14 protein-coding genes are annotated in these 17,005 nt (G+C 65.9%); 4 read left to right on the top strand and 10 right to left on the bottom strand.

Annotated features, from left to right (window positions below):
- Window positions 1-79: 79 nt before the first annotated feature.
- The 5 genes from G3A50_RS19860 to G3A50_RS19840 form a co-directional block, all read right to left on the bottom strand.
- Complete coding sequence (locus G3A50_RS19860; RefSeq protein ID WP_163076851.1) at window positions 80-1,456, bottom strand: pyruvate dehydrogenase complex dihydrolipoamide acetyltransferase; 1,377 nt, start codon at window positions 1,454-1,456, stop codon at window positions 80-82.
- A 15-nt stretch (window positions 1,457-1,471) separates the two neighbouring features.
- On the bottom strand, window positions 1,472-2,887 hold the full coding sequence (locus tag G3A50_RS19855; protein ID WP_163076850.1) for a pyruvate dehydrogenase complex E1 component subunit beta: 1,416 nt from the start codon (window positions 2,885-2,887) through the stop codon (window positions 1,472-1,474).
- A 27-nt stretch (window positions 2,888-2,914) separates the two neighbouring features.
- Entirely contained in the window at window positions 2,915-3,214 is a 300-nt protein-coding gene (locus G3A50_RS19850) for a hypothetical protein (RefSeq protein WP_163076849.1), read from the bottom strand.
- A gap of 16 nt (window positions 3,215-3,230) precedes the next feature.
- Entirely contained in the window at window positions 3,231-4,292 is a 1,062-nt protein-coding gene (gene pdhA, locus G3A50_RS19845) for a pyruvate dehydrogenase (acetyl-transferring) E1 component subunit alpha (RefSeq protein ID WP_163076848.1), read from the bottom strand.
- Window positions 4,293-4,537: 245 nt separating this feature from the next.
- Window positions 4,538-4,873 (bottom strand): FtsB family cell division protein, encoded by a 336-nt coding sequence (locus G3A50_RS19840; RefSeq protein ID WP_163076847.1) that lies wholly within the window; start codon window positions 4,871-4,873, stop codon window positions 4,538-4,540.
- Window positions 4,874-5,266: 393 nt separating this feature from the next.
- Here G3A50_RS19840 and G3A50_RS19835 point away from each other — a divergent pair, with 393 nt between their 5' ends.
- Window positions 5,267-5,524, top strand: coding sequence for a hypothetical protein (locus G3A50_RS19835; protein ID WP_210255176.1), 258 nt, complete (start codon window positions 5,267-5,269; stop codon window positions 5,522-5,524).
- 97 nt (window positions 5,525-5,621) lie between these two features.
- On the opposite strand, the gene eno is transcribed toward G3A50_RS19835, so the two are convergent.
- From eno to glmU, 3 genes are all read right to left on the bottom strand, one after another.
- Window positions 5,622-6,905, bottom strand: coding sequence for a phosphopyruvate hydratase (gene eno / locus G3A50_RS19830; protein WP_163076845.1), 1,284 nt, complete (start codon window positions 6,903-6,905; stop codon window positions 5,622-5,624).
- A 199-nt stretch (window positions 6,906-7,104) separates the two neighbouring features.
- Window positions 7,105-8,931: a glutamine--fructose-6-phosphate transaminase (isomerizing) gene (gene glmS / locus G3A50_RS19825; RefSeq protein WP_163076844.1), complete on the bottom strand. Its 1,827-nt coding sequence runs from the start codon at window positions 8,929-8,931 to the stop codon at window positions 7,105-7,107.
- 107 nt (window positions 8,932-9,038) lie between these two features.
- The gene (glmU, locus tag G3A50_RS19820; RefSeq protein WP_163076843.1) at window positions 9,039-10,388 is read right to left on the bottom strand and encodes a bifunctional UDP-N-acetylglucosamine diphosphorylase/glucosamine-1-phosphate N-acetyltransferase GlmU; all 1,350 of its coding nucleotides are present in this window, start codon (window positions 10,386-10,388) and stop codon (window positions 9,039-9,041) included.
- A 123-nt stretch (window positions 10,389-10,511) separates the two neighbouring features.
- Between glmU and G3A50_RS19815 the strand changes: the two genes are divergently transcribed.
- Window positions 10,512-10,892: a hypothetical protein gene (locus tag G3A50_RS19815; protein WP_163076842.1), complete on the top strand. Its 381-nt coding sequence runs from the start codon at window positions 10,512-10,514 to the stop codon at window positions 10,890-10,892.
- Here G3A50_RS19815 and G3A50_RS19810 read toward each other — a convergent pair.
- Entirely contained in the window at window positions 10,852-12,474 is a 1,623-nt protein-coding gene (locus G3A50_RS19810; protein ID WP_163076841.1) for a glycoside hydrolase family 17 protein, read from the bottom strand. The two genes, G3A50_RS19815 and G3A50_RS19810, sit on opposite strands and share 41 nt — an antisense overlap.
- Window positions 12,475-12,693: 219 nt before the next feature.
- On the opposite strand from G3A50_RS19810, the gene G3A50_RS19805 reads away from it, so the two are divergent.
- The gene (locus tag G3A50_RS19805; protein ID WP_163076840.1) at window positions 12,694-13,167 is read left to right on the top strand and encodes a hypothetical protein; all 474 of its coding nucleotides are present in this window, start codon (window positions 12,694-12,696) and stop codon (window positions 13,165-13,167) included.
- Between the two features lie 347 nt (window positions 13,168-13,514).
- On the top strand, window positions 13,515-16,040 hold the full coding sequence (locus G3A50_RS19800) for a glycosyltransferase (protein WP_163076839.1): 2,526 nt from the start codon (window positions 13,515-13,517) through the stop codon (window positions 16,038-16,040).
- An 83-nt stretch (window positions 16,041-16,123) separates the two neighbouring features.
- Here the strand turns inward: G3A50_RS19800 and G3A50_RS19795 are convergent, their stop codons facing one another.
- Entirely contained in the window at window positions 16,124-17,002 is an 879-nt protein-coding gene (locus G3A50_RS19795) for a VOC family protein (protein WP_163076838.1), read from the bottom strand.
- Between the last annotated feature and the right edge of the window lie 3 nt (window positions 17,003-17,005).

Here is a 17,005-nt window from a genome sequence, read left to right as displayed (position 1 = left end):
CCGACACGGGCTCAAGGGCCCGGTGCGCCGCTGAAAGACGTGGATGGCCGGGAAAACCTCCCGGCCATGACGAGCGGTATCAGACCAGCATCGACATCGGCTTTTCGATGATCTGCTTGAACGCGCCGATGAGCTGGGCCCCCATGGCACCGTCCATTACCCGGTGGTCGCAGGAGATGGTCACCGTCATCTGGGTGGCGACGGTGAGCTCGCCCTTGCGCACCACGGCACGCTGTTCGCTGGCGCCGACCGCGAGGATCGTCGCATGCGGAGGATTAATAATCGCCGTGAAGTCCTTGATTCCAAACATACCCAGGTTTGAAATCGCCGACGATCCGCCCTGGTAGTCATTCGGCGCCAGCTTCTTGTTGCGGGCGCGCAGCGCGAGGTCGCGGGTCTCGTTGGAGATCGCGGAGAGCGTCTTGGTCTCGGCCTTGCGGATGATCGGGGTCAGCAGACCCTTGCCACCGTCGATCGCCACCGCGACGCCGATATCGGAGTGCTTCAGCTTGAGGTAGCGATCCCCGCCCCACACCATGTTGGCATCCGGCACCTGCTGGAACGCGAGCGCGTAGGCCTTGATGATGAAGTCGTTGACCGACAGCTTGTAGGCCGCCTTGCCATCCTTCTCGGGCGCCGCCTTGTTCAGCGTCTCGCGGAGCTTGAGCAGCTCGTCCATGTCGCAGTCGACGGTGAGGTAGAAGGTCGGAACCGTCTGCCGTGCCTCCGTCATGCGCTGGGCGATGACGCGGCGCATGCCGTCGAGCGGAACCTCCTCATAGGTGCCGGGCTCGTAATAGGCCTTGGCCTGCTCCAGAACCGCGCTGGCGGATACCGCGGCGGGAGCGCTTGCCGGCGCGGGCGCGGCGGCTGCAGGCGCGGAAGCCGCAGGAGCGGGCTTCGCCGCGCCGGGCGTCGCCGAGGCGATATCCGCCGCGACCACGCGGCCATGCGGGCCGGAGCCCTTCACGGCAGAAAGATCGACGCCCTTTTCCTTGGCCAGACGACGCGCCAGCGGCGAGGCGAAGACGCGCTCGCCGGATGGGGCGGAAGCAGGAGCCGCAGGCGCCGGGGCAGCGGGAGCCGGAGCAGCGACGGGCGCGGGAGCCGGCGCGGCTTCGGCTTTAGGGGCCTCGGCCTTGGGAGCGTCAGCCTTGGGCGCCTCGGCCTTGGGCGCCGCGCCGCTTCCGGAAGCAACCGCGCCAACGTCCTCACCATCCGCGGCCAGCACGGCGATGAGCTGGTTCACCGGCACGTCGGCCGTGCCCTCGGCGACGAGGATCTTGGCGAGCGTGCCTTCGTCGATCGCCTCGACCTCCATCGTCGCCTTGTCGGTCTCGATCTCGGCGATCACGTCACCGGGGGCGACCTTGTCGCCTTCCTTCTTCAGCCATTTGGCGAGATTGCCCTTCTCCATGGTCGGAGACAGGGCCGGCATCAGGATTTCGATGGGCATGCTTGCTCTCCGACCTCAGCGATAGGTGACCGCCCGGGCGGCCTCGATGACGTCCTGCACCGACGGCAGGGCGAGCTTTTCGAGATTGGCGGCGTAGGGCATGGGCACGTCCCGGCCCGTGACCCGCAGCACCGGCGCGTCGAGATAGTCGAACGCCTTCTCCATGAGCTGGGCGACGATCTCCGCGCCGACGCCGGACTGGGGCCAGCCTTCTTCCACCGTCACGCAGCGCCCGGTCTTGCGGACCGAGGCGATAATGGTGTCGACGTCCATCGGGCGGATCGTGCGCAGATCGATGACCTCGGCGTCGATGTCGAGCTTGGCCAGCTCCTCGGCCGCCTTCAGCGCGTAGTTCATGCCGATCGACCACGCGACCAGCGTCACGTCCTTGCCCGGACGCGCGATGCGGGCCTTTCCGATCGGGACGATGAAGTCGTCCAGCTTCGGCACCGGCGAGGAGTGGCCGTAGAGAATCTCGTTCTCAAGGAAGATCACCGGGTTGGGATCGCGGATCGCCGCCTTGAGCAGGCCCTTCGCATCGGCCGCCGTATAGGGAGCGACGACCTTGAGGCCGGGAACGTGGCTGAACCAGGAGGTGAAGTCCTGGCTGTGCTGGGCGGCGACGCGGGCCGCCGCGCCGTTCGGGCCACGGAACACGATGGAACAGCCGATCTGGCCGCCGGACATGTAATGGGTCTTGGCCGCCGAGTTGATGATCTGGTCGATCGCCTGCATGGCGAAGTTGAAGGTCATGAACTCCACGATCGGCTTCAGCCCGGCCATCGCCGCGCCGACGCCGACGCCGGCGAAGCCGTGCTCGGTGATCGGGGTGTCGATGACGCGGCGGGCGCCGAATTCCTGCAGCAGCCCCTGCGTGATCTTGTAGGCGCCCTGATACTCGGCGACTTCCTCACCCATGACGAAGACGTCGCCGTCCTTGCGCATCTCCTCGGCCATGGCATCGCGCAGCGCTTCGCGCATGGTGATGTTCACCATCTCCGTGCCCTCGGGAACCTCGGGCTCGGGCACCGCTTCCGGCTGCGGCGGGGCGGCAACGGCCGACGTCACGCTCGCCGGCGCCGCCGGGGCGGAGTCGGCGACCGGGGACGGCGCGGGCGCGGCCTCGACGGTGGGGGCCGTTTCCGCCGGCTTGGGCGCGGGGGCGGCGGACATCGCGCTGGCATCCTCGCCATCGGCGAGAATCACCGCGATGGGCGTGTTGACCGCGACGTCCTGCGAACCCTCCGGCACCAGGATCTTGCCCAGCGTGCCCTCGTCGATCGCCTCGACCTCCATGGTCGCCTTGTCGGTCTCAATCTCGGCGATGACGTCGCCGGACTTGACCGCGTCGCCCTCCTTCTTGAGCCACTTGGCGATATTGCCCTTCTCCATCGTGGGAGACAGGGCAGGCATCAGTACTTCGGTCGGCATGGCGGCGTTCCTCGGCAAGATCGCGCGTCACTGCATCCGTGCCGGCGGCACGAATGTCAGGTTGCTGTAGACGGCCACCGAAGCGATGGCCACGAGAATGGCGATAAAGAAAGCCACCAGCATCTTGTTGAAGCTGGCGGCGGTTTCGGCCGACACATCGGCGGACTGGCGAACCCCGAAGGGCCACACCACGGCCAGAAGGCGGGTCATAAGGCTCGTCGAGGTGCGCGAGACGATCCGGTAAGCGGCCCGGACCGCGAGCACCCAGATCACCACGGCGGCGGAAACCCCCACGACGATCGCGACCCAGAACCCTTCGGCGAGCATGCGTTCTACCCGCCGCTCAGCGGAGAATGTCGGTGTAGAGCTCGGACGGATCCGGCTCCGGATCGTGCGAGGCGAAGTCGGCGGCCGCGTTCATGGTGTCGCGAATTTCCGCGTCGATCGCCTTCAGCTCTTCTTCCGTGGCCCACTTCTTCTCCAGCAGGCGCGCACGCACCTGCTCGATCGGGTCATGCTCGGTACGCATCTTCTGCACCTCCTCCTTCGACCGATACTTGGCCGGATCGGACATGGAGTGGCCGCGATAGCGATAGGTGAGCATTTCAAGAATGTAGGGGCCCTTGCCGGAGCGGGCGAACTCCACCGCGCGCTCACCGGCGGCCTGCACCGCACGCACATCCATGCCGTCGACCTGCTCGCCGGGAATGTTGAACGAGCTGCCGCGCTTGGAGAAGTCGGTCTGCGCCGACGCGCGGTTGACCGCCGTGCCCATGGCGTACTTGTTGTTCTCGATGATGAAGATCACCGGGAGCTTCCACAGCTCCGCCATGTTGAAGCTCTCATAGACCTGGCCCTGATTGGCCGCGCCGTCACCGAAATAGGTGAGGCAGACGCCGTCATTCTCGCGATAGCGGTTCGCGAAGGCGAGGCCGGTGCCGAGCGAGACCTGGGCGCCGACGATGCCATGACCGCCGAAGAAGCCCTTCTCGATGCTGAACATGTGCATCGAGCCGCCCTTGCCCTTGGAATAGCCGCCGCGGCGTCCCGTAAGCTCGGCCATGACCCCCTTGGGGTCCATGCCGCAGGCCAGCATGTGGCCGTGGTCGCGATAGCCGGTGATGACCTGGTCACCATCCTTCAGCGCCGCCTGCATTCCGATAACGACCGCTTCCTGGCCGATATAGAGATGACAGAAGCCGCCGATGAGGCCCATGCCATACATCTGGCCCGCCTTCTCCTCGAAGCGGCGGATCTCAAGCATCCTGCGATACGCCTTGAGCTCGTCTGCCTTGGAGAATTCGGGAACCGACGGCGCCTTTTCCGAACGCCGGGACGTTCCCTTCGGCGTGGCGGCTTTCGCGACGGTCTTGCTGGCGGCCGATTTCTTCGCGGCAACTACCATGGCGCATCCTCAGCTCGTTGCAGAATTTGACGAGCTTAATAACGCACCTTTACGCACCGCGCTACGCTCTCAACGCAATGCTGCAACGCACAACATGCTGTAGACGCAGCAGTTTCCGCGTTTTAACTTAATATCAGTTAATTCTATGAATTGGCTCACTTCCAGTTAAGCGATTGCAAAATCGAGGTTTCCAACACGCCCGTATCTGGCATGCCAGAAACAAACCCCACAACGCCACCTGAAGTTTATTGCGCGCGCGGTGCCGCTCCGGGCTTGCGCAGCAAAACGAGATCCTTGGGATGGACGAGATTCAGAAGCGCGCGCGCTTCCTCGTCCAGCAGGTCGGCATCGATCCGCTCCGGCGAGAGCAGGCGGACCTTGGACTCGATGGCCTCGCGATGCGCCCGCAGCTGGTCGCGCTCGGCCGTCAGCTCCGTGAGCTGACGCTCGAACCCACGCCGGGCAAGCAGGCCATACTGCCCGTTATAGCCCTGGAAGGCGAAATAGCCGATCAGAACCGCAGCCCCGAGATGCAGGGTGACGGTCTGGAGAATGGAGCGCCAGCGGGTGCGAATGATCATGGCGCCACACTAGCGCCGGCCCGGTTGATGCTCCGTTAACTGTGCTGGCTAATGAAGCGGAACGCCGGGATTTGCCCCGGGGCGAGCCCTGCCCCAACCGTTCAGGACCCGACATCTCCCGGCAGATGAGGCGACCCATGCACTTCACGGCCGATCATGACGTGCATCGTCATATAATTCCTGCAACGCCGGAACCGCTACGTAAGGTTGCCGCGCCGGAGACTCCATTACATAGTATGTCTTGTCTCAACACTGGAGCGACACATGCGCATTGTTTCGACTGCAGCAATCGTGACTGTAACAGGGTGTCTCACTATCACAGCCGCGCAGGCGGCCTGCTCAGGCTCGAATGGCCGGGGATGGGCGAGCGGCAAAGGTGCGGGAGCGTTCGAAATGAGTACCGGCGATAAGGAATGCCGCATCTCCTTTCCCGGCGTGATCAATGAGCAGGCGGGAACGCGCATCCCGGCGACGGAAGTATCCGTCACCCAGTCGCCGAAGTCCGGAAAGATCAAAGTGGTGAAGGGCCGCGGTATTCTCTACACGCCCAATGCCGGCTTCAAGGGCAGAGATCGCTTCTGTACCCGGAACACCACACCGAAGGCACCGGGCGTTACACTCTCGGGCTGCATCACCGTCACTGTAAAGTAACCAACGATCGCGGCTTGCGTGACATCCCCGGGGCCTGCCCCGGGGATGCAGATCGTGCGCTGTTGCGCGGGGAGCGACAGACGGCGCCCTGCCCGCCTCAGCCCAGCCCCTTCAGCGCCGACAGGCCGGCATAGATGGCCTGCGGGCCGAGTTCCTGCTCGATGCGCAGAAGCTGGTTGTACTTGGAGGTGCGGTCGGAGCGCGCCAGCGAGCCGGTCTTGATCTGCCCGCAATTGGTGGCCACCGCGAGATCGGCGATGGTGGAATCCTCGGTCTCGCCCGAGCGGTGCGACATGACCGCGGTGTAGCCGGCCTTATGGGCCATCTCGACCGCGTTCAGCGTCTCGGTGAGCGAACCGATCTGGTTCACCTTGACCAGGATCGAGTTGGCGACGCCCTGCTTAATGCCGGCCGACAGGCGAGTGACGTTGGTGACGAACAGATCGTCGCCGACAAGCTGGCACTTGGAGCCGATGGTGTCGGTGAGGAGCTTCCAGCCCTCCCAGTCGTCTTCCGCCATGCCATCCTCGATGGTGCAGATCGGATAGCGGGCGACGAGATCGGCGAGGTACTTCACCTGGGTCTCGATATCGCGGACGACGCCTTCGCCTTCATAGTCGTACTTGCCGTTCTTGAAGAACTCGGTCGAGGCGCAGTCGAGGCCGATATAGACGTCCTCGCCCGGCTTGTAGCCGGCGGTCTCGATGGCCTTCACCACGAAGGCGAGCGCGGCGTCGGCCGACGGCAGGTTGGGGGCGAAGCCACCCTCGTCGCCGACATTGGTGTTGTGGCCGGCGTCCTTGAGCGCCTTCTTCAGCGTGTGGAAGATCTCCGCGCCGGTGCGCAGCGCTTCGGCGAAGGTCGGCGCGCCGACGGGCAGGATCATGAATTCCTGGAAGTCGATCGGGTTGTCGGCATGGGCGCCGCCATTGACGATGTTCATCATCGGCACCGGCAGGGTGCGGGCGTTGACGCCACCGACATAGCGGTAGAGCGGCAGATCGCGGGCCGCGGCGGCTGCCTTGGCCAGCGCCAGCGAGACGCCGAGAATGGCATTGGCACCGAGACGTGCCTTGTTCGGCGTGCCGTCCAGCTCGATGAGAATCTGGTCGATCGCAATCTGGTCCTCGGCGTCCATGCCGCCGATGGCGTCGAAGATCTCGCCATTCACGGCGTCGACGGCCTGAAGCACGCCCTTGCCGAGATAGCGCTCCTTGTCGCCGTCGCGCAGCTCGACGGCCTCATGCGCGCCGGTCGAGGCGCCCGAAGGAACGGCAGCGCGGCCCTTGGAGCCATCCTCCAGCACCACATCGACCTCGACGGTCGGATTGCCGCGGCTGTCCAGAATTTCACGCCCAACGATATCGACAATGGCGGTCATACGTTTCCCCAGTTCCTCGCTCGCCTACGCAGAGTTCGTCGGCGCTTCTACTCGACCCGTGTGACATGCGAAAGAGGTGCCAGCATGACAACGGCCCATCCACAGTCCCGCTCCCAAGGGAAGGCCTGGGCGGGCACGTCACGCGCAAAGCCTATCTCTGCAAGGGGCTGCGGCACAGAAGGACTCTCGCCGGAGAACGCTATTCAACCGTGACGGATTTCGCCAGATTGCGCGGCTGGTCGACGTCGGTGCCCATCTGGACGGCGGTATGATAGGCGAGGAGCTGCACCGGGATCGCATAGACCAGCGGCGTGATCGCGGGGTCCATGTCCGGCATGATCAGCGTCGCCTCGGTCTCCAGCGAGGCATGCTCCGCCCCGGTCTTGTCGGTGATGAGCACGATGCGCCCGCCGCGCGCGGCGACCTCCTGCATGTTCGACATGGTCTTGTCGAACACGTTGTCATAAGGCGCGATCACGACGACCGGCATGTTCTCGTCGATCAGCGCGATCGGGCCGTGCTTGAGTTCGCCGGCGGCATAGCCTTCGGCGTGAATGTAGGAGATCTCCTTCAGCTTCAGCGCGCCTTCCAGCGCCAGCGGGAAGGAGGTGCCCCGGCCGAGATAGAGCACGTCACGCACGCGGGACACCGCACGCGACAGCGTCTCCGTGACCGGGCCCAGCTTCAGCGCCTCGTTCATCAGGCGCGGAACCTCGACCAGCGCGCGCACCAGCCGGCGCTCTTCGTCCGCCGAGAGCACGCCCCGCGCCCGCCCCGCCGCTACGGCGACCGCGGCGAGCGTGGCGAGCTGGCAGGTGAAGGCCTTGGTCGAGGCGACGCCGATTTCCGGTCCCGCCAGCGTCGGCATCACGACATCGGCCTCGCGGGCGATGGTGGAGGTGGGCACGTTGACCACCGCCATCACATGCTGGCCCTGCTCGCGGGCGTAGCGCAGCGAAGCCAGCGTGTCGGCGGTCTCGCCGGACTGGGAGATCACCACCATCAACCCGTCCCTGGGCAGCGGCGCCTCGCGATAGCGGAACTCGGAGGCGACATCGATCTCCACCGGGAGCCGCGCATAGCGCTCGATCCAGTATTTGGCGATGAGACCGGCATAATAGGCGGTGCCGCAGGCGGCGATCGAAACGCGCTCCAGCTTCGTGAAGTCGAACGGCAGATCGGTGGGCAGCTGGACCGTCTCGTTTGCCATGTCGATGTAATGCGCCAGCGTGTGCGCCACGACTTCGGGCTGCTCGTGCATCTCCTTGGCCATGAAGTGGCGGAAATTGCCCTTCTCGACCAGGAAGGCGGACGCCGTCGTCTTCTGTACCGGCCGTGTGACCTCGGTGTTCGCCGCATCGCGGATCACCGCGCCGTCGCGGGTCATCACCGCCCAGTCGCCATCGTCCAGATAGGCGATGGTGTCGGTGAAGGGCGCGAGCGCGATGGCATCGGAGCCGAGATACATCTCGCCCGCGCCATAGCCGACCGCGAGCGGGCTGCCCTTGCGCGCCCCGATCATCAGATTGTCCTCGCCGTCGAACAGGAAGGCGAGCGCGAAGGCGCCCTTGAGCTGGGGCAGCGTCGCGGCCACCGCGTCCTGCGGGCTGCGCCCGCCGCGCAGCTCGCGGCTGACCAGATGGGCGACGACCTCGGTGTCGGTCTCGCTCTCGAAATTGGAGCCGTCCTTGAGCAGTTCGTCGCGCAGCTCGCGGAAATTCTCGATGATGCCGTTATGGACCACCGCGACCTGCGTGGTCGCATGGGGATGGGCGTTGGCGACGCTCGGGCGGCCATGGGTGGCCCAGCGGGTGTGGCCGATGCCGATACGCCCTTCCAGCGGCGCCTCGCGCAGCACGGCTTCGAGATTGCGCAATTTGCCCTCGGCGCGCCGGCGGGAGAGACGGCCCTCTTCCAGCGTTGCGATGCCGGCCGAGTCATATCCGCGATATTCGAGCCGCCTGAGCGATTCAACCAGACGCTCGGCCACCGGGGCCGTGCCGACAATGCCGATAATCCCACACATGGAATGCCGCTCTCCGTGCAAGGCACAAAACTACACCGCCCGGTTTAACCGGGTGTCACCGCGATACCGAAATCAATTCGAATGTCGCTTCTTTTCGCCCCGCCCCACTATTTCTTGGGGGCGAGCCCCGCGGAGAGCCGCTCGCGCAGCCGCGCGGCGAAGCCCGGCTTGTTGACCTGGCGCGCCCGCCCGATCGCCAGCGCATCGGCCGGCACGTCCTCGGTGATGACCGAGCCGGTGCCGACATAGGCCCCGTCGCCGACCGACACCGGCGCAACGAGAAGGGTGTTGGTGCCGATGAAGCTGTTGGCGCCGATGAGCGTGCGGTGCTTGCGGAAGCCGTCGTAATTGCAGGTGATGGTGCCCGCGCCGATGTTGGTGTTGGCCCCGACACTGGAATCGCCGACATAGGACAGATGGTTGACCTTGACCCCGGGCGCGAGGTCGGCGGCCTTGATCTCCACGAAATTGCCGACATGGACCCCCTGCCCCAGCTCCGCGCCGGGGCGCAGCCGGGCGAAGGGGCCGACAATGGCCCCGGCGCCGACATGGGCGCCTTCCACATGGCTGAAGGCGCGGATGGTGGCGCCGTCCTCGATGTGCACGCCCGGACCGAACACCACATTCGGCTCCACCAGCACATCGCGGCCGATTCGGGTGTCGTGGCAGAAGAACACGGTCTGCGGCGCCACCAGCGTCGCCCCGCCATCAAGTGCCGCCCGGCGCAGGCGCGCCTGCATCAACGCCTCCGCCTCCGCCAGCTGGGCCCGGCTGTTGACGCCCGCCACCTCCTCCACCGCCGCCTCGTGCACGCCCGACCGGCGGCCGAGCGAACGGGCCACCTCGACCGCGTCGGTGAGGTAGAATTCGCCCTTTGCGTTGGCATTGCCGATACGGCCGAGCAGGTCGAGCGCAACCCGTCCGTCAAAGGCCATCAACCCGGCATTGCACAGGCCGATCGCCTTTTCCGCCGGGCTCGCGTCCTTGTCCTCGCGAATGGCGACGAGCTCGCCCTCATCCGTGAGCAGGCGGCCATAGCCGGCGGGATCCTCGGGGCGGAAGCCAAGCACCGCGACGGCCGCGCCCGCCGCCAGAGGGGCGCGCAGCGCCGCCAGCGTCTCGGGGCGCACCAGCGGCGTGTCGCCATACATCACGACGACATCGTCGAAGCCGCGCGCCAGAGCCTCGCGCGCCGCCAGAACCGCATCCGCGGTGCCGCGACGCTCCGTCTGCACGAACACCTCGGCTTCCGGCGCGGCGCGGCGCGCCTCATCGGCCACCGCGTCGTGGTCCGGCCCGATCACCACCGCCACCTGCGCGGCGCCCGCGCGCGTCGCGGTGTCGAGCACATGAGCAAGCATGGAGCGCCCGGCCAGTGCGTGCAGCACCTTCGGCCGGGACGAACGCATCCGTGTCCCCTCGCCGGCCGCGAGTACGATGACCAGAAGGCTGCGCATGGCGTTCTCTCTCCCCGAAACTGAAGCGCCGCTGTTTAGCGCAGCCAACCGCTCCTCGAAAGCGCGCGTTGATCACCACGCGGTGGCGTGGCATGCAATGAGCAGCGAGCAAGGACGACCACTGTGGCACGACGCAGCTTCCATCCCGGCCCCCATACGACGCTCTTCATCGTTCTGCTGGGCGGATTCGCGCTCGGTTGGGCGATCTACATGCGCTACGCGCTGGTCGAGCAATCATCGGTCGGCCTCGCCTGCATCGGCGTGGAGACGGCCACCTGCCATACGCGCGCGCTGGTGATCTGGCTGTTCGGTTATTCGGCTTTCGGAATCACCGCGCTGGTGGCCTCGATCATCCAGTTCATCCGCCCGAGGGTGCCGATCTTCGTCATCGGCGCCATGGCGTCGGCCGCGGGCGTGGTGCTGTACAACAACAACCTCGCCGCGCTGGCTGCCGGGATTCTGCTCATTTCCTTGGACCGGCCTTGGCGACGCGCCAAAGCGTGATCGCCTGGATCACCATAAGCGCGCCGGTCCACAGCCCCTGCCAGTTCGACACGCCTTCGTTGAGCGCGATGTAGAAACCGCTGCCGAGGAAGATGCCCGCGGCCGTCTTCTCCGCCAGTCGCCTCTCGCCGCCGCGCAGCTTGGGGGCGACGCGGGAGAAGAAGAACAGCGCCATGATGATCGGCGTCAGCCCGGCGAACTGAAAGTCCTTGTAGCGCGGGTCGAACACCAGCCCGAAGGCAATCTGGATCGCCAGCACGATGACGATCGCCAGCAGCCAGGCGAGCACCTTTTCGAGCCGCGTGGCCGGCGGCGCCATATCCGGGTTGAGGGCCACGGCCAGCGTCGGCATACGCGCCTGCCAGGCGATGGCGACCGCGCAGGCCACCGGCACCACGCTCGCCAGCACGAGCATCACGATGCCACGGGCCCAGCCCCCGATACCCAGGCTTTCAACAGGCAGGGTCTCCAGTAACCGGCCATAGAGCAGCCCCGCCGACAGCGCGATGCCGGCCACCGCGAACCACCGCCGGCGTCGCATGCGGCCCCGGCCCGAGCGGGCGTTGGTGGCGCCGGCGACGGCAAAGATGAGCGCGGCGAAGACCACCCCGACCAGCGCCTGCCCGATCCAGCGCGGATGGTCGGAAACCGGCTCGCCCCAGACGAACTTGAAATCGCGCGTATAGGCGTCGAGGAAACCCCAATGCCCGCCCACCGTGCCTTCCGAGGCGCGCTTCCACGGCTGGTCGAAGGCCTCGATGACGTTGACCCGATAGCCACGCTCCTTGGCCAGGGCGAGCAGTTCCTGAATCACATTGGCCTGGTTCGAGGGTGAAGGCAGCGCGCCCTCGCGCATGCGGCCCGCACTCGGCCAGCCGGTTTCGCCGATCAGAATCTCCTTGTCGGGGAACACCTTGCCGACATGTTCGCGAATCTCGCCGATATGGCTGACCGCCTTGTCGGCGGCGACCGGAATATCTTCCCAGAACGGCAGGATGTGCACGGTGACGAAATCCACCGCGCTGGCGAGCTGGGGATTGCGCTCCCAGAACTCCCAGACATCGGCATAGGTGACCTTCACCTGCTCCGGCACTTTCGCGCGCACCTCGCGCAGGAGGCCGGCAATGTCGGTGGCGGCAAGCTCGCCGCGCAGCAGCACCTCGTTGCCGACGATCACCGCCTTGATGACGTCCGGGTTCTCCTGCGCCGCCTTCACCGCCGCGTCGATCTCGACCTGGTTCTTTGCCGCATCACGCCCCAGCCAGATGCCCTGCAGAACGCTGAGCCCGTGCTTGCGGGCCAGCTCCGGCACCACCGAGAGCCCCATTTCGGTGGAATAGGTGCGCACGCATTCGGTGATCTTGGCCAGACGCTCGAAATCGTCGTCGATCTGCTCCGGGGGAATCACCAGTCCGGCCACGAAGGGCGACTGGCCCGGCCGGAACGGCGCGTAGGAGACGCAGGGCAGCTTCTCTCCCGCCCCAAGCGGCGAGGCCGGCGCCGGCACGGGATGGCCCATCCAGGCCCAGACAGCCACGATCACCGCGCAGACGACAGCGGCGAGCGCAAGAGGGAAACGCATCTAGAAACTCTCCCGGACAGGCGGACGGGCATGTTGTCACATGCTGCAACGCGAAACCCCTTTTAGCCTTGGAAAGGGCTATCAGGAAGCCGGTGCGGTTCGATGAAGCCTCGCCTGTGTGCAGGCGCCGTCATGCTGACAAATTCGGCAGGTTCACCTAGTGTGACCTGGCAAGAACTTCACCCTGTGCCTTACCCCTTGCGTGTGACGTTTCCCATCATGCTTAGCTCGCTTCGTACATTCGCCGTCGTCGCTCTCGGCGGCTTCATCCTTGCAGCTGCCCCCGCCGCCACCGCTTTCGCCCAGGGCAGCTCCTCCGAGCCCAAGCAGGCGGAGCAGAAGACGCCCGAGGAACAGGCAAAGGACGAGGCCCAGCGCCGTTCCGTCGAGGAATATGCCGAAGCGGCGAAGCTGCCCGGCAATGCCGGCCTGCCCGAATGCGTGTGGAGCGGGCGCCGCATCACCATGCTGCTGTGGCGCGACGATATCGACACCGCGCGCCGCCACATGGACCTTTACGAGCGCTTCGGCTGCCCCACCGAGCACCTCAAGATCGCGTTCCGCTGCCTTGTCCGTCAGGGCAACATCGACTCCAAGTCGCCCGAGCGCCTTTCCGAGCGCGCGCATGCCTGCTGGGTCAATCCCGACGCGCCGGCTCCGGCGCCTGCGGCTGCCCCTCCCGCAGCGCAATGAGATCATGTACAGGGCAACGTTGAGACACGTCCCTGCCACAGAGCGCTGTCATTTTTCGGGAACCAACACCGGATTCAATGCGTTGAGGCTGCGACGGCGTTGTCGGAGGGGCGATTCGCCAAGGTGATTCGTTTCTCTCATCGACGCTGCAAGTTCGTGCTGCAACTGCGTTAAATTTGGATTATAGATCACCCGTTACCTCCTCATTTCCGTGGGTTGTGCTCATGCGTCCCGCTGTTCGTGTCGCTGCCGCTGCGGTTGCGGTAGTCACGTCCGTGCATGCCTTTATCTGGCTGGCTATGCGGGAGGAGGTAACCGCTCCTTCCGTCCCCGATCGATTCACCAGCATGTCGTTCGCGCCGTATGGGCGCGACGCCAATCCCGACAAGGGCCAGGCGACCACCGACGCACAGATCCGCGCTGATATCGACGCCGTCGCCCCTTATACGAGGGCCGTGCGTACCTACGCCTCGACCGGCGGGCTCGAAAACGTTGCCCACTTCGCCGCCGAGGACGGGCTGAAGGCGATGATCGGTGCGTGGATCGACACCGACGAGACGCGCAACAAGCTCGAAATCGCCAACGCGCTGGACGCCGCTCGCAAGAATTCGAACGTTACCGGCATCGTGGTCGGCAACGAGTCGATCCTGCGCGCCGAGCGCACGCCCGAGCAGCTGATCGACATCATCCGCAAGGTGAAGAGCCAGACCAATGTGCCGGTAACCACCGGCGAGACGTGGGATGTGTGGCTGGATCATCCCGAGCTGGTATCGGCGGTCGACTTCATCGCCGCGCACATCCTGCCCTACTGGGAGGGCGTGCCGGACGACCAGGTGGTGGATCGCTCCATCAACATCTATGAGCGCCTGCGCGCCGCCTATCCCGGCAAGCGCATCGTGATCGCCGAGTTCGGCTGGCCGAGCGCGGGCTACAACCGCGACGCCGCCATTCCCGGCGAGCTGGAGCAGGCCAAGATCATCCGCAGCTTCGCCGCCCGCGCCGACGCGCTCGGCATCGAGTACAATCTCATCGAGGCGTTCGACGCCCCGTGGAAGAGCTTCGAAGGCAGCGTCGGCCAGTACTGGGGCATTCTGGACGCCAACCGCGAGCTTAAATTCCCGCTCGCCGGCCCGATTGTTCCCGCGACCTATTCGGCCACGGCCGCGATCGCGTTGCTGCTGGGCATCGCCTTCTCGATCCCGGTGTTCCGCTTCGCCCGCCTGACCCTGACGCAGGCCGTGATCATGGCCGCCGGCGCCAATCTGGTCGGCGCGTGGATCGCCACCGTCACCGACCACTGGCTGACGCATTACGTGGTCGGCGGCAACAAGGTCACTTTCATTGCCAGCCTTGTGCTGCTGGTGCCGCTTGTGGTGGTGATGCTGTACCGCGTCGAGGAACTGGCGACGATCGCCTTCGGCCGCACCCCGCGCCGCCTGCTGCGCGCCACCCCGACCTCCCTGCCCGCGCGCACGCCCAAGGTCTCGATCCATATTCCGGCCTACAAGGAGCCGCCGGAGATGCTGAAGCAGACGCTCGACAGCGTCGCCCGGCTGAACTGGCCGAACTTCGAGTGCCTGGTGATCATCAACAATACGCCCGACCCGGCCTTCTGGGAGCCGATCGAGGCCTATTGCCGTGAGCTCGGCGACCGCTTCAAGTTCATCAACCTGCCCAAGGTTGCCGGCTTCAAGGCGGGTGCGCTGCGCGTGGCCATGACGCACACCGCGCCCGACGCCGAGGTCATCGGCGTGATCGACGCCGACTATGTGGTCGACGCGAACTGGCTGCACGATCTCGTGCCCGCCTTCGAGGACCCCACCGTCGGCATCGTGCAGGCGCCGCAGGACCACCGCGACGCCAACCGCAGCCTGATGCACGAGGCGATGAACACCGAATATGCCGGGTTCTTCGACATCGGCATGGTCCAGCGCAACGAGCACGACGCCATCGTCGTGCACGGCACCATGTGCCTGATGCGCCGCGCCGCCATGGTGGAAGCCGGCGACTGGTCCAGCGACACGATCTGCGAGGACACCGATCTCGGCCTGTCCATCGTCGAGAGCGGCTGGAAGAGCCTGTACACCAACACCCGCTACGGCTGGGGCCTGCTGCCGGACGACTTCGCCTCGTTCAAGAAGCAGCGCCACCGCTGGGCCTATGGCGGCATGCAGATCATCCGCAAGCACTGGCGCCGGATGCTGCCGAACGGCGGCACCCGCCTCAATGCCGCCCAGCGCCGCGAATTCAGCATCGGCTGGGTAAGCTGGCTCGGATCGGAGAGCGTGGGCGCGCTGGTCGCGATCCTCAGCCTCGCCTGGGTGCCGTTTGTGCTGGGCTTCGGCATCGCCGTGCCCCAGCGCATCCTCACCCTGCCGATCCTGTTCTGCTTCGGTATCTACATCCTGCACTTCATCGCGCTCTACCGGCTGCGTGTCGCCACCACGCCGGTGCGCATGCTGGGCGCGGCCTTTGCGGCGATGGCGGTGCAGTTCACCGTCGCCAAGGCGGTCTATGACAGCTTCCGCTACAAGGACCTCGCCTTCGCCCGCACCGCCAAGGGCAGCTGGCTCGCCGGCGCCGCGCGTGCCTTCCCGGCACTGCCGGAGGCGGTGATCGGCGGCGGGCTGCTGCTCTCGGCCATCGCGCTGCGTATGACCAACTGGCACGCGGTGGTGGAGATCGACCTGTTCGCCCTGGCGCTGGCGATCCAGAGCCTGCCCTTCCTCGCCGCCGCCGTGATCGGCTGGCTGGAAGGCTCGGCTCTCAACGCCTTCGCGCCCTGGCTGGCCATGCGCGAGCGTGCGCTGGGGCTGATCCCGGGACGTCTAGCGGCCAGCCAGACCATCCTGCCGGAGAAGATCCGGCCCTGAGCACATGCTTGAGGCTGCATATGAAGAAAGGCCCGGAAGTGATTCCGGGCCTTTGTCTTTTTTATTAGGCTGAATAGACGCGTTCAGTCCGGCTGGGCGGCCAGCTCGAACACCAGCGTCGCACCGAGCGCGGCGCGCGGACCCACCACCATCACGTCCTCAATTTCCTCCACCGCCATGCGCGAGGAGGAAAGACGCCGCTGGGTCTTGTCCATGTCGGCCACGGCAAAGCGCATCGCCCCAAGCCGCAGCCCGGCCTCGGCAGGCGCGGGGAAGCCGAAGCGCTCGGCAAACAGGTCGTGGCTCATCAGGTCGACGGCCCCGCGCGGCGTGTTCACGACGTACCAGCCATCCACCGCGCGCCGAAGATCGGCGCCGACAAAGACCGAGAGGAAGTCGACATGGGCGGCCGGGTCGGCGGCGGTGAGCACCACGCCGATAATGTCGGTCACCCCGTTCATGTGGCGCTGAAGGTCCGGAGCCCAGAAGTTCTCCGGCCGCCTCTGCAGGCAGGTGAAGAAACCGGTATGGGGCGAGGCCATCTCGCGTGCATAGGCGAGCGAGAACGCCACCTCGACATCCGAACCATCGGGCCGCTTGCCCATGCGCGCAAAATCGAAGATCTCGAACCCACCGACGCCGGCGAGGTCGAACTCCTCCTTGTCGATGACCGGGTCCCGTCCTTCCAGCACCAGCATAGAAAGACCCTCGCCGACCTCACCAATGAAGTCGCGATTGAAGGCGCCGAAGGAAAAGCGCCCTTCCTCGTGGGGAGGAATGGCCTCGGGATCGGCGACTTCGAGCAGCTCGATGAAGAAGCCCGGCAGCTGGATCAGCCGGTTATGCGTGCCCCAGGGATGGCGGTTACGGCTGCCGACGGTGAAGCCGAGCATGTCGTACAGCTCACCCGCCGCATCGAGATCCCGCACGACATGAACCACATGGTCGAGACCTCGGATCACAGG

Origin of the sequence: Ancylobacter pratisalsi (assembly GCF_010669125.1) — a bacterium.
Lineage (GTDB): Bacteria > Pseudomonadota > Alphaproteobacteria > Rhizobiales > Xanthobacteraceae > Ancylobacter > Ancylobacter pratisalsi.
The sequence above is the reverse complement of the archived record's forward strand: the minus strand, read 5'-3'. Positions and strand labels throughout refer to the sequence as shown.

What these genes read in the sequence shown, in the direction of transcription:
- G3A50_RS19860 (WP_163076851.1), bottom strand. Translation starts at nt 1,456, where the DNA reads ATGCCCATCGAAATCCTGATGCCGGCCCTGTCTCCGACCATGGAGAAG.
- G3A50_RS19855 (WP_163076850.1), bottom strand. Translation starts at nt 2,887, where the DNA reads ATGCCGACCGAAGTACTGATGCCTGCCCTGTCTCCCACGATGGAGAAG.
- G3A50_RS19850 (WP_163076849.1), bottom strand. Translation starts at nt 3,214, where the DNA reads ATGCTCGCCGAAGGGTTCTGGGTCGCGATCGTCGTGGGGGTTTCCGCC.
- pdhA (WP_163076848.1), bottom strand. Translation starts at nt 4,292, where the DNA reads ATGGTAGTTGCCGCGAAGAAATCGGCCGCCAGCAAGACCGTCGCGAAA.
- G3A50_RS19840 (WP_163076847.1), bottom strand. Translation starts at nt 4,873, where the DNA reads ATGATCATTCGCACCCGCTGGCGCTCCATTCTCCAGACCGTCACCCTG.
- G3A50_RS19835 (WP_210255176.1), top strand. Translation starts at nt 5,267, where the DNA reads ATGAGTACCGGCGATAAGGAATGCCGCATCTCCTTTCCCGGCGTGATC.
- eno (WP_163076845.1), bottom strand. Translation starts at nt 6,905, where the DNA reads ATGACCGCCATTGTCGATATCGTTGGGCGTGAAATTCTGGACAGCCGC.
- glmS (WP_163076844.1), bottom strand. Translation starts at nt 8,931, where the DNA reads ATGTGTGGGATTATCGGCATTGTCGGCACGGCCCCGGTGGCCGAGCGT.
- glmU (WP_163076843.1), bottom strand. Translation starts at nt 10,388, where the DNA reads ATGCGCAGCCTTCTGGTCATCGTACTCGCGGCCGGCGAGGGGACACGG.
- G3A50_RS19810 (WP_163076841.1), bottom strand. Translation starts at nt 12,474, where the DNA reads ATGCGTTTCCCTCTTGCGCTCGCCGCTGTCGTCTGCGCGGTGATCGTG.
- G3A50_RS19805 (WP_163076840.1), top strand. Translation starts at nt 12,694, where the DNA reads ATGCTTAGCTCGCTTCGTACATTCGCCGTCGTCGCTCTCGGCGGCTTC.
- G3A50_RS19800 (WP_163076839.1), top strand. Translation starts at nt 13,515, where the DNA reads ATGTCGTTCGCGCCGTATGGGCGCGACGCCAATCCCGACAAGGGCCAG.